Below are 15,015 nucleotides of genomic sequence, written 5' to 3'. Positions count from 1 at the left end.
TCCGCAAGGGGGTCATAACGCGACCTCACCAAATCGGCGCTATTGGCGCAAAGCGGACGTTCGCCGAAAACACGAGGTGCGATCAGTGCCAACAATGGACTCGCGCACCGCAGCAAATGGCAATTGTTCGACACAGCCTTGCCACCAACTCCCGTTGGCGCGCGAATTTCCTTACGGATCGATGAGCACTCCAGGGTTGAGCATGCCTTGCGGATCGAGCTCTCTTTTTGCGGCCCGAAGCGCGGCCGCGAAAAGCTCCGGGCGCTGACGATCGTACCAGGGACGATGATCACGGCCAACGGCGTGATGATGCGTGATCGTCCCGCCCGCCTCGATCAGCGCATCGCTGGCCGCATTCTTGATTGCCTGCCACTGTTCCAGAAGCGCACCATGGCGGCCAAGTGCATGGAAAGAAAAATATGGCGCGGGCCCGTCAGGATAGACATGGGTGAAGCGGCATGTGACCTCGCCCTTTACGCCAGTCGTCTCGAGAATCGCACGCTCCGTTGCCGCCTTCACTTTGTCGTGGAAGCTTTCGAACCGATCCCAGGTGATAGCGGTCTCGAAGGTGTCGTTGATGATGCCGGCCGGGGTCAGAAACTCGCGCGCATAGGGCATACGAATGAATGCGTTGCGCCAGATTCCTGCCGCGCCTTCGAGATGTGCATCGCCGGCCTTTGCCGCCTCCGGTATCCCGCCATGGTCGGCGCAGCATTCGAGCGCGCGTGCCATCCAGGCATCCGGCGAATGGTCGCCCGATTCAAAACCGAGCACCATAATCGCGACGCTGCCGTCGGCAGCCCCGGTGTTGAATGCCTCTTGCGCGTCAAGGATGCGGCAGTTCGACGGATAGAGACCGGCCTGTGCGATCGCGCGCAGCGCGCGCGCCGCACCGAAGAACGAGTCGAAACGAACCGATGCGCCAGAACGGAATTTCGGGCGTGGCTGCAATCGCATCCAGGCGCGCGAAATCACCCCGAGCGTTCCTTCGGAACCTATGAACATGCGGTCGGGGCTCGGCCCAGCACCCGATCCCGGCAAGCGACGTGTTTCCATTATGCCGCGCGGCGTCACGACGCGCAGGCTTTCGACAAAGTCGTCAATATGCGTGTAGAGACTGGCGAAATGACCGCCCGACCGCGTCGCGATCCAGCCGCCAAGGGTTGAATACTCGAAACTCTGCGGAAAATGACGCAACGTGACGCCATACGGCTTGAGCTGGTTCTCCAGAGATGGACCAAAGGCACCACCCTCGATCAATGCGGCGCGCGATATCTGATCCACCTCGACGACCTTGCCGAGATTGCGCAAGTCCAGCGTGACGGCCGCCTTGTAGCTGATACCGTCAACGCGCGGCTCGACACCGCCGCAGACGCTCGACCCGCCTCCGAACGGCGTAAGCGAGGCACTGACACCACCGGCCCAGTCCATGACAGCGGCAATCTCTGCTTCGTTTCTTGGATAGGCGACCACGTCGGGCGCGCAATCGTAATTGCCGAGCATGGCTCGCACGTAGTCCGGATAGGATTTGCCGTAGGCGTGCGCGACGCGGTCGTATCGGTCGCTCGTGCAAAGAGCGGCAAGTGAGGCCGGTGGCACCACACGCGGCGCGCGCAATGCCAGGTCCTCGAGGCGCGGGACAACTTTTGTCTCAAACGCATCGCGTGCAAATTTTTCGCGGTAACGGCCGAGCACAAAGGCCTGCTCCTCAGCAGTCATGCCTTCGTCTTCGCGGCCCCAACCGTAATGTTTTAGCCTTGCACCGCTCACGACCGCCTCCCTGCTTTTTCCATCTGAGCCGCCGCACCGGCTCTTAATCTTTTGAACGCGTAAAGGGCACAAAGCGCACCAGGGCAACGGCCCGCGTCGTCGTCTTGTCGGGAGCCACTTTCTCGACGACCGTAAGTTGCTGACTGGCATAGCCGGATCCCACCGGCATCACGAGCCGGCCACCCACTTTAAGCTGCTCGATCAGCGGCGGCGGCACTTCGCCAAGTGCCGCGGTGACGACGATGCCATCAAATGGACCGCATTCGGGCCAGCCAGCATAGCCGTCGCCATGCCTGACGCTCACATTGTCATAGGCGAGCTCTTTGAGTGTTTTCGCGGCGGCCTCGGCCAATGACGGGACGATCTCGATGGTGCAGACCTTGCGCGCCAGATGCGCAAGGACGGCGGCCTGATAGCCCGACCCCGTACCGACTTCGAGCACGACATGATTGGACGCGACCCCGGCCAACTCTGTCATCAAGGCCACGATGAACGGCTGCGATATGGTCTGGCCGTGGCCGATCGAAGCCGGCCTGTCCGCGTATGCGATGGCGCAGGACCGCTCAGGGATGAACAGATGGCGTTTCGTTCGCCCCATGGCCTCGAGAACTCTCTCGGAGAGGCCCTGTTGTCCCAAAACACCGGCGTGGGAACGACGAGCGTAGGCTCTGATAGATTCAACCATGGCCGCGCGTTCGCGGTCGCATTGCACTTCCTGTGCCGCCGCCTCCTGTGCGACGACAACCATGGACAGAACGAGCAGCAGCAAGATCTTCATGATCATGCGGCCATCCAAAATCGAAGGCTCCGTCCGCTATCTAGGATCGAAGCCCCGTGGAACAAGTTGTCTTGTCCTTGGGCAGAGTGAACATACTCTGCCCGAGTTCCAACTGTCGTTTGTCACCTCGCCGGCACGAGGACAAGCCTTCGGCCAGCGCGGCGAAAACTACTGTTGTCCGGACTGCAACTGCACCGGCGCTCGCGCTTGCACTCTGGTTTGCGTCGGCGGAGGCGTCGACACGGGCTTACGCGAAGAGCCGGCAATTGGCGGTGGCGGATTGGCTGATGTCGTCGCTGGTGCTTTGGGCCGCGGCTGTTGCGCGGAGGCGTTCGCGATCACCTGCGCCATTTGCTCCTGGTTTGCCTTGAGCTGCTGGGCGGTGCTGGCATTTTCGCGGACCAATTCTTCCTGGCCAGCCTTGAGCTGCTCGATCTCCTGCTGCACGTTGGCGAGATCACGCGCCATCGTTTGAAGCAACTGTGTCACCTCGGGAGAGACCGGGGCGGCCGCTGCGTCTTGCGGTGCGGTCTGAGCCGGAGGTGGCAATTGCGAAACTGAAGCATCCGCCGCAGCTACCTGAACGGTAGGCTCGCTCTGCTGGGCGGCGAGCCTCGGTGTTTCCGATGGCAACGACGAAGCCGGAGCCAGTTGCGGTACCCACGGGGCGATCATCAGCCTCGCCGCCTCGCCATAAGATTGCGAAGCGAAAGCAGCGATACAGATGCCCGCGGTCAACAGCAGGCCGACCAGGCCGCGCAGCGCCGGCCTGCCCCGCGACGACTGAGGAAGCCTGTTAACGGGCTTTTTCTCCAGCCTGGCAATCTGTTCATTGACAAGCGCGAGCTGTTCATCCGCGCGGGCAATCTTTTCATAAGCATGCGCGAGCCGTTCATCGGCGCGCGCCACCAGTTCGATGTCTTGCGTGGACAGTCCCGGATTAACATCGCGTGGATCGGTTTGCCTGTTATTTACCGCGGTATCCATGAGCGCCTCCTGCCCGGTTTGCGATCACCTGAATGGACGGTCGTCGGATTTTAGACACTTCCCACCGCCGTTTTGACCAAAGCAAGGCTGGAGGATGGAAAGTATAGGACCGATTTTGGGCATTAGACCTTCAGGCACCGCCCGGGTGCCTGGACGATGGACCTGTTGAAGTCGCATCGCGGCGGTCTACCACCTTGAGGCGATATGGCTCTCTTATGACGGCTCAGTTGGCCTTGCTGCCCAGGAAAGCCGGGATATCCAGAACCTTTTCCTCGATCGGAGTGCGTGCGGGAGAGGCGCGACCGTAGGGATCGAGGCGCTGCGATGCCGCATGCCGCGCCTGTTCGGCGATCGGCGGCCGTGCTTCGAGGTGGCGCGGCGGCGGGATCAGCGACGGCGGGCTGGCGAATTGCGGCGGCGATACGCCACGCTCGGCGATGCGACGCCGGTCGTTGCTCAGCCTGCCAGCGAGGTCCGTGAGCAGGCCTTCCGCGGCTTTCGTCTGGCCGGTCGCGTCGAGATTGTCGATGCCGGTGGCCACGACCGAAACGCGGACGATGCCTTCCAGGGTGGCATCGAAGGTCGCGCCGACGATGATGTTGGCGTCCGGATCGGCCTCGTCGCGAATGCGCGTGGCGGCTTCGTCCACCTCGAACAGCGTCAGATCCCTGCCGCCGGTGATGGAAACGATCAGGCCGCTGGCGCGCTTGATCGAGGGATTCTCGATCAACGGGTTGGAAATCGCGGCTACCGCAGCGTTGAGCACGCGCTTGTCGCCGGAAGCCTCGCCCCTGCCCATCATCGCCTTGCCCTTCTCGCGCATGACCGAGAGGACGTCGGCGAAATCGAGATTGATCAGGCCTTCCTTGACGATGAGGTCGCTGATGCAGGCCACGCCCGAATAAAGCACCTGGTCGGCCATCGCGAAGGCATCGGCAAAGGAGGTCTTCTCGTTGGCCACCCGGAACAGGTTCTGGTTCGGGATGATCAGAAGGGTATCCACCGCCTTCAAGAGTTCCGCGATGCCAGCTTCGGCATAGCGCATGCGGCGCTGGCCCTCGAACTGGAACGGCTTGGTGACGACGCCGATGGTGAGAATGCCGAGCTCACGCGCGGTCCTGGCGATGACCGACGCGGCTCCGGTGCCGGTACCGCCGCCCATGCCGGCGGTGATGAACACCATGTGCGCGCCGGTCAGATGATCGCGGATCTCGTCGATGGCCTCTTCCGCCGCCGCGCGTCCGATATCGGGCTGGGCACCGGCGCCAAGGCCTCCGGTTACCTGCGTACCCATCTGGATGACGCGCCTGGCCTTCGAACTGGTAAGCGCTTGGGCGTCGGTATTGGCGACGATGAATTCGACGCCTTCAAGCCCGGCGTCGATCATGTTGTTGACGGCATTGCCGCCGGCACCGCCCACCCCGAACACGATAATGCGCGCCCTCAGCTCGCGAATATCGGTGCCACCCATTTTTGCCCCACGGTTGCTCCGCCAAACCGCGGAATAGGAAGAGATTTGTTACCCACGACCAGCCTTGCGGTCTGCTTCCACCAAGCTCGCAGCCAGATGCCCCAGCCGGCGCGCAGAATGTCCGTGATTCTCGTTCGGACTGCTAGTTCGGAGAGCGGTCCGAAGCGCTGCCACCTCCCCCTCAAGCCGCGCCGTCGCCTCCCTGGCGGCTTTGGTCTCGGCAGTCGCCTGCAACAGCTCAGCGATCAGGTGATCGGCGCGCTGGCGTTCGTACTCGAAATCTGCGCGATGATCGGCTGCCCTGGCCTCCAACTGCGCGACCTCGGCCTGCAGCGTTGCGACGAGTGCCCTCAACTGAGCGGCCTCGCCCGCCCGGTGACCACCCGGTGGATGTGGCGTATGCCTGATTTCAGCGAGATCAACGCTCACCAGGGCCTTCCCATCCTCGGAAAGCGAGCGCGGCAATCGGAGCCGCCTGGCAAGCGAACGGGCGGCCGCTGCCGAGATGTTCAGGCGGGCGCCCAGGGCTGCATAGGTCAGAATCTCAACGGACATCGGCTGTTCTCCTCGAACGAACCGCACTGGAATCGTCTGATGATGACCGGATAGTCCCCTTAAGTTAGAGGCCTCATGGTTAACAAACGGTTAAAGGACGGCCAGGTGCCGACTTGAGCGTGCCGCGGCCGCCACCTTGCTCGGCCGGGTGGTGAATCCCACCGGGATTGGGTTGATGCAAGCTGTGCGAGATCAACGGGTTGCGGTATATTCCGGCCATCGCGGCTGAGGCGCGATAGCGATGGATGACGAACAGCTTGCTGACCTGCACCGATTCCTGGCCGACTACCACCGAAGACTCGCCAAGGAGGCGGTCCTCGACGTCGTGCAACAATATCACTCCGACCTTGCGCAACGGCTCGCCGACGAGGCCTCGCTGATCCCAAGACGAACGGCGATCGCGCAACGGCTGCGTGAGGGTGAGCAGCGCATAAGGGACGACAAGGAGTGAACAACGGCAGTTCCGTAGGACCTCCCCTGACGGTTTCGCGAACGGCAGAGCAAGGCTATCATTTGCGCGGCATCACCATGCGATGGGGGCGGATGATCCGAAGGAGGCCGTCATGAACCAGCCGCAGCCCATCAAGGACGCCAGTCACCTTTACGAAGTCGAGCGTCGCGCCGAGCACGCCGCGCGCCCCGGCTTCCGCATCATGGAGTTGCAGCTCTCTGCAACCCAGAAAGTGCCGTGGCACACCCACACCAATGTCTCCGATACGTTTTACGTTCTGGAAGGCCAGATGAGGCTGTTCCTGCAGGATCCGAAAGAGGAAGTGAACTTGAGCCCCGGCGAAGTCTATGTCGTCAGGCCCACGCGACCGCATCTGGTGACCAACGGGAGTACGAAGTCGCTCACCTTCCTGGTTCTGCAGGGGGTCGGCGAATACGATTTTGTTCCGCGCCTGCCGGGTTAGGTTCGTAGCGGAACTTGGCAGCGGATACACATTGACGCGACCACCAGTGCGCGGACCGCAGCCGCCACACTTTGCTCAAAGACCGGATCGAACATCCCGGTAAAACAATAAGCGGGCTGGGCCGTTCTGTATGGATCAAATCCATCAAACCAGAGGAGACAGCCATGGCAACACAGGTGAAGCCGGTTCCCAAGGGATTTCACACCGTCACGCCTTATCTCGTCGTCGATGGGGCGGAGAAGGTCATTCGCTTCATGAAAGATGCCTTCGGAGCCGAACCGGTATTCGAGCCGATGATGCGGCCCGACGGCAAGATCATGCATGCGGAGTTCAAGATCGGAGATTCCATCGTGATGATTTCCGACTCCTCGGAGCGTGCACAAGCAACATCCACCATGCTGTATCTGTACGTACCCAACGTCGATGCAGTTTATCAGAAGGCGCTTAAGGCCGGCGCGACATCGTTGATGGAGCCGGCGGATCAATTTTATGGCGACCGCAGCGGCAGCGTGAAGGACGCGGCCGGCAATAGCTGGCACATCGGCACCCACATCGAGGACGTATCGCCGACTGAACTCAAGAAGCGCGCGACGGAGTTCATGAAGCAGCAGCACAAGGCGGCGTAGGCGAAGCTCGTGAGCTTCGTTGGCGGATTAGCGCTCGCGTAACTCGCGAATGTGCTGGCCCGCAGTCGCGGCGCGTTAGGCGAAAGCGGCTCCGGCCCCGCGGGCAGCACTATTGGCCGGGCAGTTGAGTCTAGGAGGAGAGGCAAGAAGCACTGCGGCAGGCGGCAGCGCCTCTAATTCGGCTGGATCGCTGCGCCGGCATGCTAGACAATAGAGCCCTATGTCCAGGTGGCTCAAAAACCTTCTGTTCGGGATTTGGGGTCTTCTGCTCGTCCCGCTGATCGCGCCTGCCCTCAAAAAATGGTTGGAGGAAAACATCTTCTCCGACCCTGAGGGTATGGCCACGGCGGCCTTTCGTGACGCGACGGCCACGCCCGTTTTCAGTAACTTCCTGGCACTGGGCCAACAGCCTTGGTTCAAACTTGCGCTGGTCTTCCTGACCGGGATTATCGTTGGCGTCTCACTCGAATGGCTGAACCGGAGGTCGGACGGGAAGAAAGCCTCCGAGCTGCGAAGCCTCGGCTGGAAGTTTCGCAGTCTTTCAGAGAGTATCAAGACGCGGACCGCGTCCTCGAGATGGCCGGACAGTGTGCCCGATCTCAAGCCTGCACTGCAGTCTGTACTAAGCTCAGCCAGGAAATTCGAGCTGTGGGTCCCGAACGAGCACGTGTACCAGTTGCCGGATGCGTCATTCCTTTGCGAATACCTCAGATGCGTCGGCAGGCTTTTGGAGGATGGCGATTTTAGCGAAGCCAGAAGGGAAGCGCTCTCCTGGAAGCCATTTCTCGACAACGGGGCGCTGTCCTGAGTTTTCGAACTGATTCAATCAGCCCGGATGCCAGGCCAACAACAATCAATCACGATGGGACGCGCTGGCGGTGCTGGACTTCTCGTGACCGCTGACCTCTCACAACGGCAAATTGTCGTGCTTCTTTGCCGGCATCTCGACCTTCTTGTCCTTCAGCATCGCCAGCGCCCTTGCGATCCGCTTCCTGGTCGAATGCGGCATGATGACGTCGTCGATGTAGCCGCGTTCGGCGGCGATGAAGGGGGACAGGAAGCGGTCCTCGTATTCCTTGGTGCGCTTGGCGATCGCCTCGGGATCGTTCATGTCGGCGCGGAAGATGATTTCGACGGCGCCCTTGGCGCCCATCACGGCGATCTGCGCGGTCGGCCAGGCGTAGTTCATGTCGGCGCCGATTTCCTTGGACGCCATCACGTCGAACGCGCCGCCATAGGCTTTGCGGGTGATGACGGTGACGAGCGGCACCGTGCATTGCGAGTACGCAAACAGCAGTTTTGCGCCGTGCTTGATCAGGCCGCCATACTCTTGAGCGGTGCCCGGCAGGAAGCCGGGTACGTCGACGAACGTCACGATCGGGATATTGAAGGCGTCGCAGAAGCGGACGAAGCGCGCCGCTTTCCGCGAGGCGTCAGAGTCGAGCACGCCCGCCAGCACCATCGGCTGGTTGGCGACGAAGCCGACGGTGCGGCCGGCGATGCGGCCGAAGCCGGTGACGATGTTTTTGGCGAACGCTTCCGAGATTTCGAAAAAATCGCCCTCGTCCACGACCTTGAGGATCAACTCCTTCATGTCGTAGGGCTTGTTCGGATTGTCGGGGATCAGCGTATCCAGCGACATGTCCATGCGGCCGATGTCGTCAAAGCTCGGCCACTCCGGCACGCCGTCGGTGTTGTTGGACGGCAGGAAGTCGATCAGCCGGCGCATCTGCAACAGCGTCTCGACGTCGTTCTCGAACGCGCCGTCGGCGATCGAGGAGCGCGTCGCGTGCACCGAGGCGCCGCCGAGTTCTTCCGCCGTCACCACCTCGTTGGTGACGGTCTTCACCACGTCAGGGCCGGTGACGAACATATAGCTGGTGTTCTTCACCATGAAGATGAAGTCGGTCATCGCCGGCGAATAGACGTCGCCGCCGGCGCAGGGGCCCATGATCACGGAGATCTGCGGGATCACCCCTGACGCGATCACGTTGCGGCGGAACACGTAGGAGTAGCCCGCGAGCGCCGCCACGCCTTCCTGGATGCGCGCGCCGCCGGCGTCATAGAGGCCGATGATCGGCGCCCTCGCCTTCATCGCCATGTCCTGGAGCTTGGTGATCTTCAGCGCGTGGGTTTCCGACAGCGAGCCGCCGAACACGGTAAAATCCTTGGCGAACACAAAGGTCTTGCGGCCGTTGACGGTGCCCCAGCCGGTGACGACGCCGTCGCCCGGCACTTTCGTCTTTTCCATGCCGAATTCGGTCGAGCGGTGCTCGACGAACATGTCGAATTCCTCGAACGAGCCCTTGTCGAGCAAAAGCTCGATGCGCTCGCGGGCGGTCAATTTTCCGCGAGCGTGCTGCGCCTCGATGCGCTTTTCGCCGCCGCCGAGCTTGGCGCCGGCGCGCCGTTCTTCGAGGGTGTCCAGGATATCCTTCATGCTGCTTCGGCCCGCCTTTTGAGTAACGATTTGAAGGCCTTCTAGCACGGCCTTTTCGGAAGCGGAAACACCCCGGCCTCTGGTACCGCCGGCCCACGGCCCCTATATGCGCATCCTGACTATGGGGACCGGAATGACCGATACCGCAAGCGCCGACACCTCGGGCGCCGTTACAGGGGGTGTGCGAACGGTGCTGCGGCTGGAGGGATTAGCGCTCTTTATCGGTATGACGCTGCTTTACTATATCTGGGACGGATCGTGGTGGGTTTACGCCCTGCTGTTCTTCGTGCCGGACCTCAGCTTTGCCGCCTATCTGGGAGGACCGCGAACCGGGGCCTTCATCTACAACGCCGCGCACAGCTACCTCGCGCCGATGGCGATCATGACCACCGGATTTGCCACCGCCGCACCGCTCACGCTCTCGATTGCCATGATCTGGCTGGCCCATATCGGCTTCGACCGCGCGCTCGGCTACGGGCTGAAATACACTACCGGTTTTAGCTTCACCCATCTGGGGCGGATCGGGAAGTCTCCGAATTGACCTTGGCTGCATTTGGATCACGCTAAGGCAGCCGCCTGCCCGGCAGGTCCTTGCCGTTCTGATGCAGTGTCAACGACGGCGCCGCGCCGCCTTCGGGCCGCGCGAAGGCGATCTGGGCATCGACCACGCGATAGAAAAATTCCGTCTCGCTCTCGGCGTAAACCTCGAACTCGGGCTGCGCCGTCGCCTGGATGAACAGCCGCGCGCCTTCCGTACGCACCGTCAGGATGAAGTTCGGTGACACCTCGTAACGTCCGGCATAGGTTGCAAGCACGGCCGGATCGACCGGCACCTCACGGCGAATTTTTGCAAGCGGATATGCCGTATTGATGAGATGCGTGCCGAGCGCGATATTCGGGTTATAATTAGCCGCATTGGAGAGCACGATGCAGTTGCGCCGGGTCTTGGTCGAATAACCGATGAAGGCTGCATAGCCGCCGGTGCCGCCACTTTTCAAAATCAATTCATCGTCGAAGCGCGACGAAACGAACCAACCCAGCGCCACGTCACTCTCCTCCATCATTGGACGACGCTTGGAAAGCGTCATCTTCAGCGCAGCGGCAACCGGCCCATCGGGATTCATGCACATCCGCACGAACTTCATCAGATCGTTCGCCGTCGAACGGAACGCGCCGGCACCGGCGAGCACTGAAAAATCCCAGTTCGCGACGGGTGTCAGCGCGGCGCTGTGGCCACGCGCCAGCCGTTGCTGCATCGAGCTCGACTGCGTGATGCGCGTATCTTCCATGCCGAGCGGCGCGCAAATCCGCGAGATCACCAACTCCTCGTAGCTCTTGCCGGCGCGCCGTTCGAGGATGTGGCCGAGCAGGCCGAAACCGAGATTGGCGTATTCGTAGTGGCTGCCGGGCTTGTGTGCGAGCTTGTGGTTCGAGAGAAAGTCGTAGAGCCGCTCGAAGGTGTAGTCGATATAGGGATTGCTCCAATCCTTCGGCGCGAAATTCGACGGCATCCGCGGCAGGCCCGACGTATAGGTCGCAAGGTCCATCAGTGTGATCGGCGCCCCCTCGAAATCGGGCATCCTGACGCTGGCAGGCAGATATTTCGCCGCAGGGTCATCAGGTGAGAGCTCGCCGCGCACCACCATGTCGGCAAACACCAGCGCCGTGAACACCTTGGTGATCGAGCCGATCTCGAACACCGTGTCGCCATCGAGCGGCCGATTGTCGGGGGAGCCGGATTGACCATACGCCGTGATGCTGTGCCGGTCCCCGTCGAGGAAAGCGGCAACGAGGCCCATCGTCTCACGCCCGACATCCACCCTCTCCTTGAGGATGGCGGCAACATCCTGCCCCGGTGTCATCTGGGCCCAACCCCAATCCGGCCAAAGCGAAAACGCCAAGCCTCCTAACAGCACCGAGCGACGATGCGGCATGCACGATCCCCCTGGTAGCCATGGCACGCTAGTACAACTTGCTCCCGCGCACCAGTCGATCGGGCGCGGCCGCCAATGCATTGTCCGGATATCGGAGAGGCATCGCTGCAATCTCGGGCACGGAACCTCGCCGCACGCTGTGCCGGTGGAGGAACCGTGAACCCTTTGGGGGCGTTGATTGCCAAACCGAAGGAGGCCATCAAGATGTCTGGATACAATTTTGCGCGAACGGCGTTAGTGGCCACATCGTTATGCCTGACCGGCAGTGCGCTGGCCGCACCCGCCTCGCCCTTCGCCGCCATGGCGGGTACGTGGTCGGGCGGCGGCGTGCTCAGCACCAGTGACGGACAAAGCGAGCAATTGCGCTGCCGCGCGTCGTACGATGTCCTAGGAAGCGGCGATCAGCTTCAACTCAACCTGAGGTGCGCGAGCCAGAGTTACAATTTCGATCTCGCAAGCGAAGTCGAATACCGTGGCGGCGCGATTTCGGGCTCATGGAGCGAAGCGAGCCGCAACGCTTCCGGGACGCTTACCGGGCGCGCCGCCGGCGATCGTGTCGAGGCTGCCGCACGAGGCGACAATTTTTCGGCCCATCTGTCGCTGACGACCCGTGGCGGCAAGCAGACAGTGTCGATCCAGCCGCAGGGCACCAACGTCACGGCGGTCTCGCTGGCGCTGAACCGGCGTTAGCTGCGGGTTAAATCGCGACGATATCGGCGAGGCATTGCTGCACGACCGTCATGCGCGCGGCGATGTGGCTTTGCTCCTTGCAGTCCATGTTCATGGCGAACACCGTCTGCTGGCTGCCCTTCTCGGCCCAGCCGACCATCCAGCCCAAGGATGGCTTGCCCGCTTCCGCACCCAGCAGGCCGCTCTTGGCGCGGATGGTGGCGTCGCCGACCTTCGTCACGGGGAGGATATCGCGCGTCAATTCCTGGCTGCGCTTGGAGACCGGCAGCACGCCGCGCCGCAGCCGGTCGACGAAATCGATCTGCTGCACCGGGTCGATGCGCAGATTGCCGGTCAGCCAGAACTGGTCGATGCCGCCGCCGATGTCGCGGTTGCCATAGTCGAACAGGTCGACATATTTCTGCATGCGCTCCTGCCCGATGCGGCGCGCGACCTCCTGATACACCGGCACCACGGAAGCCGCGATCGCCGAACGCAGCGTATGATCCTTATTCCAGGGCTCGATGCTGCGCGTCACGCCATCCCACTTGAAGACGTCCTTGTCGGGGTCCTCGACAACGCCAGTCTCGAGCGCGATGACCGAGTTTGGAATCTTGAAGGTCGAGGCCGGTAGCCTGCCCTCGCCCGAGCGCACCTTGTCGCTGGCGATGATGAGGTAGTCCTCCACCTTGTAGCCAACGAAGGTGCCGGTCGTGCCGAGATCGAAAAACCGCTTGGAAAGATCGTCGCGAAACTCGCTGCGCTGGTAGGAGACATTGGCAAGGGTGCGCGCGGGCAAAACAGTGGTCGCGGCAAGGAGGCCGAGCGCATGACGACGATTGATCACGAGGATATCCGAGCTGGTTGAGGAATGCCGACGATGCGGATGGCATCGTGGAAAAACTATGACAGGCGGGCCTTTAGTTGCCCTGTGTTCCCGGCGCAAGCCGACATCCGCTCGCGCGAAAAAAAACCGCAGTCACCGTATTCGCCCCGACAGCCGCAGCACGAAGATCAGCACTTCGGCAACTGCCTTGTAGAGCTCCGGCGGAATCTCGTCGCCGATCTCGACATGGGACAGAGCGCCCGCCAGCACCTCGTTCTCTTCGATCGGGATATCGTGTTCCCGGGCCAGCTCGATGATCTTCGCACCGATGACGCCCTTGCCCTTCGCCACGACCCGCGGCGCGCCGGTCTTGTCATAGTGCAGCGCGACTGCAAGCTTGCTCCTGGTCTCGACGCTCATAGCGCGCGATCCAGAAAATGACCGGCACGGGCGGCGGGCGCGGCCTGCGGCGGCGCGCCGTCGCGGATCACGATATCGCCGGGCTGCAATTCGGCCCGGCTGAGCGCCTCGCTCAATTGCGATGTCCCGGCGCGCAGTTGCTCTGCGGTTGCGGGCCGCTCCGCCCAGATCCGCACTGAAGTCTTGTCGCCGGTCAGCGATATCAGCGCGTGAACCGGACCGGCCGGCTCGACATCGAGGGAAAATCGCGCACGCCACACCCGCTTGACCGCCTCGACGGCCTCGCTGCCGCCATCGCGGGAAATCTCGAACTGCGCCATCGCGGTGCCCTGCGGCGTTACGAAGGGAATTTCGAAATTCCAGCGTGGCGCCGTGATGTCGGCTTTTGGCCCCGCATCGATGCGATCAGGCAAGGAGGCGACCTGCAGCAGCGTCTGTCGCGCGATAGCGGCATCGGTATCATCGAGCAGATGATGCGCGGTCGCCTCGAGCGGCGCCTGCGGCGCGATGGTGGGAGAGGCGATCGGCTGTGCGGCCGGCAGTCCGCCCCGGATGGGTGGCGGCGGCGTGTTGGTGTGGAAGGTGACGTCACCGCCCCGGACGTCTTTCGGCGTGGCTGTGGCACTCCTGATTGGAACGCCGAGTTCCTGCAGCGCTTCCTGCAGCAGCTTCAGCGTAGCGCCGGCATCAGGCGGGGCGGCCAGCGGGCTTCGGGCGGCATGGACCGGCAGCGCGAGATTTTCGGCTGCAAGCAATCGCGCCTGCGGCAGCAGGATTTCCGGCACATCGAGGTTGGGCGACAAGGACGGCGCAAGGCTCGCGGCCTGTGGCGGCGCAGCTTGTTGCGCCCCGACCGGTGTCGCCGGCGAGGCGGTCGTCGAATTGAGGCCGAGCGCCGACTGCAGTGTCTGACGCAGCACGATCAGCGCGGCCTTGAGATCGGGTACGCCACTTGGGGGGACTGAGCCCGACGCCAGCGACGCTTCGAGGAATATTCCGGACTTCTGGAATGCCGTCTTGATATCGGCGCCATCAAGGTTCTTATCGAGACTGGTCTGTTGCGCCAGCACCTGCGCGATCGCCGCTTGCAATTTCGGCGGCAGATTGCTGGACGAAATCGCCGCGCCCAGATTGGCGAACAACGGCGCCAGGCTGTCCTGCTCGGTCGCCGCGGCTTGGGCGGCGGCGGAGACGGCAGCGCGCTCCAGCGGCGTCAGCACGTTCTTCGCCGACACGATGGCCGGCCGATTGACGGCGGCATCGGCCAGCGCATCGGGCGACAAAGTGACGGCGTCGGCGGATGCCCCGGCGGCATCACTGCCCTGCCCGACCACGGCCAGGCGGATGCCGTCCTTGGTCTGCGACACCGCCAGCTGCAGGTTCTGGCCTTGCTGCAGCGGAATTTCCGTGGCCACGTCGATCGAGAGGCTGGCGATCGCAATCCTCACGAGATCGGCGGACAGCACTTTCAGCACCTGAGCGTTGACCACGCTGCCGGGCTGCAGCACCAGTTCGGGCGCCACGCCGCCAGCTTCTTGGGCTGATAGCACCGGGAGAACGGGATTGATGGAAATCGCCATAGTGAGAGGTCTCGGCCAAGCCCGAAGCCTACCCCGGCGCCGTAA

The 15,015-nt window shown here is 62.5% G+C and carries 16 protein-coding genes; 6 read left to right on the top strand and 10 right to left on the bottom strand.

Annotated elements, in window-relative coordinates:
- Positions 1–171 precede the first annotated feature (171 nt).
- From V1278_RS19005 to V1278_RS18985, 5 genes are all read right to left on the bottom strand, one after another.
- On the bottom strand, positions 172–1,719 hold the full coding sequence (locus tag V1278_RS19005; RefSeq protein ID WP_334384211.1) for an FAD-binding oxidoreductase: 1,548 nt from the start codon (positions 1,717–1,719) through the stop codon (positions 172–174).
- 94 nt (positions 1,720–1,813) lie between these two features.
- Entirely contained in the window at positions 1,814–2,554 is a 741-nt protein-coding gene (locus V1278_RS19000; protein WP_334381869.1) for a protein-L-isoaspartate(D-aspartate) O-methyltransferase, read from the bottom strand.
- A gap of 162 nt (positions 2,555–2,716) precedes the next feature.
- Positions 2,717–3,535 carry a hypothetical protein gene (locus V1278_RS18995; RefSeq protein ID WP_334381868.1) on the bottom strand — a complete coding sequence of 273 codons (819 nt, stop codon included), beginning with the start codon at positions 3,533–3,535 and terminating at the stop codon, positions 2,717–2,719.
- 223 nt (positions 3,536–3,758) lie between these two features.
- Entirely contained in the window at positions 3,759–5,006 is a 1,248-nt protein-coding gene (gene ftsZ, locus V1278_RS18990; RefSeq protein WP_334381867.1) for a cell division protein FtsZ, read from the bottom strand.
- A gap of 48 nt (positions 5,007–5,054) precedes the next feature.
- Positions 5,055–5,561: a hypothetical protein gene (locus V1278_RS18985; protein ID WP_334381866.1), complete on the bottom strand. Its 507-nt coding sequence runs from the start codon at positions 5,559–5,561 to the stop codon at positions 5,055–5,057.
- 241 nt (positions 5,562–5,802) lie between these two features.
- Between V1278_RS18985 and V1278_RS18980 the strand changes: the two genes are divergently transcribed.
- From V1278_RS18980 to V1278_RS18965, 4 genes are all read left to right on the top strand, one after another.
- The gene (locus tag V1278_RS18980) at positions 5,803–6,012 is read left to right on the top strand and encodes a hypothetical protein (protein ID WP_334363320.1); all 210 of its coding nucleotides are present in this window, start codon (positions 5,803–5,805) and stop codon (positions 6,010–6,012) included.
- Positions 6,013–6,124: 112 nt separating this feature from the next.
- The gene (locus V1278_RS18975) at positions 6,125–6,475 is read left to right on the top strand and encodes a cupin domain-containing protein (RefSeq protein ID WP_334363321.1); all 351 of its coding nucleotides are present in this window, start codon (positions 6,125–6,127) and stop codon (positions 6,473–6,475) included.
- A gap of 164 nt (positions 6,476–6,639) precedes the next feature.
- Positions 6,640–7,101, top strand: a complete 462-nt coding sequence (locus tag V1278_RS18970; protein WP_334363322.1) for a VOC family protein — start codon at positions 6,640–6,642, stop codon at positions 7,099–7,101.
- A 220-nt stretch (positions 7,102–7,321) separates the two neighbouring features.
- The gene (locus tag V1278_RS18965; protein WP_334363324.1) at positions 7,322–7,909 is read left to right on the top strand and encodes a hypothetical protein; all 588 of its coding nucleotides are present in this window, start codon (positions 7,322–7,324) and stop codon (positions 7,907–7,909) included.
- A 99-nt stretch (positions 7,910–8,008) separates the two neighbouring features.
- Here the strand turns inward: V1278_RS18965 and V1278_RS18960 are convergent, their stop codons facing one another.
- Positions 8,009–9,541 (bottom strand): acyl-CoA carboxylase subunit beta, encoded by a 1,533-nt coding sequence (locus V1278_RS18960; protein WP_334381865.1) that lies wholly within the window; start codon positions 9,539–9,541, stop codon positions 8,009–8,011.
- Positions 9,542–9,674: 133 nt separating this feature from the next.
- Here V1278_RS18960 and V1278_RS18955 point away from each other — a divergent pair, with 133 nt between their 5' ends.
- Positions 9,675–10,082, top strand: coding sequence for a DUF4260 domain-containing protein (locus V1278_RS18955; RefSeq protein ID WP_334381864.1), 408 nt, complete (start codon positions 9,675–9,677; stop codon positions 10,080–10,082).
- A 22-nt stretch (positions 10,083–10,104) separates the two neighbouring features.
- Here V1278_RS18955 and V1278_RS18950 read toward each other — a convergent pair whose 3' ends face one another.
- Positions 10,105–11,475, bottom strand: coding sequence for a serine hydrolase (locus tag V1278_RS18950; RefSeq protein ID WP_334381863.1), 1,371 nt, complete (start codon positions 11,473–11,475; stop codon positions 10,105–10,107).
- A gap of 204 nt (positions 11,476–11,679) precedes the next feature.
- Between V1278_RS18950 and V1278_RS18945 the strand changes: the two genes are divergently transcribed.
- Positions 11,680–12,165, top strand: coding sequence for a hypothetical protein (locus V1278_RS18945; RefSeq protein ID WP_334363327.1), 486 nt, complete (start codon positions 11,680–11,682; stop codon positions 12,163–12,165).
- A gap of 7 nt (positions 12,166–12,172) precedes the next feature.
- Here the strand turns inward: V1278_RS18945 and V1278_RS18940 are convergent, their stop codons facing one another.
- The 3 genes from V1278_RS18940 to fliK all read right to left on the bottom strand — a co-directional run bounded on the left by V1278_RS18940 (position 12,173) and on the right by fliK (position 14,970).
- Positions 12,173–12,991 (bottom strand): penicillin-binding transpeptidase domain-containing protein, encoded by an 819-nt coding sequence (locus V1278_RS18940; RefSeq protein WP_334381862.1) that lies wholly within the window; start codon positions 12,989–12,991, stop codon positions 12,173–12,175.
- 132 nt (positions 12,992–13,123) lie between these two features.
- Entirely contained in the window at positions 13,124–13,390 is a 267-nt protein-coding gene (locus V1278_RS18935; RefSeq protein WP_028349018.1) for an EscU/YscU/HrcU family type III secretion system export apparatus switch protein, read from the bottom strand.
- Complete coding sequence (gene fliK, locus V1278_RS18930; protein ID WP_334381861.1) at positions 13,387–14,970, bottom strand: flagellar hook-length control protein FliK; 1,584 nt, start codon at positions 14,968–14,970, stop codon at positions 13,387–13,389. Before fliK ends, V1278_RS18935 begins: the two co-directional genes overlap by 4 nt.
- Positions 14,971–15,015: the final 45 nt, after the last annotated feature.

This window comes from Bradyrhizobium sp. AZCC 1577 (assembly GCF_036924575.1).
Taxonomy (GTDB): domain Bacteria; phylum Pseudomonadota; class Alphaproteobacteria; order Rhizobiales; family Xanthobacteraceae; genus Bradyrhizobium.
Note: the sequence above shows the minus strand (reverse complement) of the source record. Positions and strands in the feature narration are given on the sequence as shown.

Coding starts and splice junctions, on each gene's coding strand:
- V1278_RS19005 (WP_334384211.1), bottom strand. CDS start 1,719: ATGACTGCTGAGGAGCAGGCCTTTGTGCTCGGCCGTTACCGCGAAAAA.
- V1278_RS19000 (WP_334381869.1), bottom strand. CDS start 2,554: ATGATCATGAAGATCTTGCTGCTGCTCGTTCTGTCCATGGTTGTCGTC.
- V1278_RS18995 (WP_334381868.1), bottom strand. CDS start 3,535: ATGGATACCGCGGTAAATAACAGGCAAACCGATCCACGCGATGTTAAT.
- ftsZ (WP_334381867.1), bottom strand. CDS start 5,006: ATGGGTGGCACCGATATTCGCGAGCTGAGGGCGCGCATTATCGTGTTC.
- V1278_RS18985 (WP_334381866.1), bottom strand. CDS start 5,561: ATGTCCGTTGAGATTCTGACCTATGCAGCCCTGGGCGCCCGCCTGAAC.
- V1278_RS18980 (WP_334363320.1), top strand. CDS start 5,803: ATGGATGACGAACAGCTTGCTGACCTGCACCGATTCCTGGCCGACTAC.
- V1278_RS18975 (WP_334363321.1), top strand. CDS start 6,125: ATGAACCAGCCGCAGCCCATCAAGGACGCCAGTCACCTTTACGAAGTC.
- V1278_RS18970 (WP_334363322.1), top strand. CDS start 6,640: ATGGCAACACAGGTGAAGCCGGTTCCCAAGGGATTTCACACCGTCACG.
- V1278_RS18965 (WP_334363324.1), top strand. CDS start 7,322: ATGTCCAGGTGGCTCAAAAACCTTCTGTTCGGGATTTGGGGTCTTCTG.
- V1278_RS18960 (WP_334381865.1), bottom strand. CDS start 9,541: ATGAAGGATATCCTGGACACCCTCGAAGAACGGCGCGCCGGCGCCAAG.
- V1278_RS18955 (WP_334381864.1), top strand. CDS start 9,675: ATGACCGATACCGCAAGCGCCGACACCTCGGGCGCCGTTACAGGGGGT.
- V1278_RS18950 (WP_334381863.1), bottom strand. CDS start 11,475: ATGCCGCATCGTCGCTCGGTGCTGTTAGGAGGCTTGGCGTTTTCGCTT.
- V1278_RS18945 (WP_334363327.1), top strand. CDS start 11,680: ATGTCTGGATACAATTTTGCGCGAACGGCGTTAGTGGCCACATCGTTA.
- V1278_RS18935 (WP_028349018.1), bottom strand. CDS start 13,390: ATGAGCGTCGAGACCAGGAGCAAGCTTGCAGTCGCGCTGCACTATGAC.
- fliK (WP_334381861.1), bottom strand. CDS start 14,970: ATGGCGATTTCCATCAATCCCGTTCTCCCGGTGCTATCAGCCCAAGAA.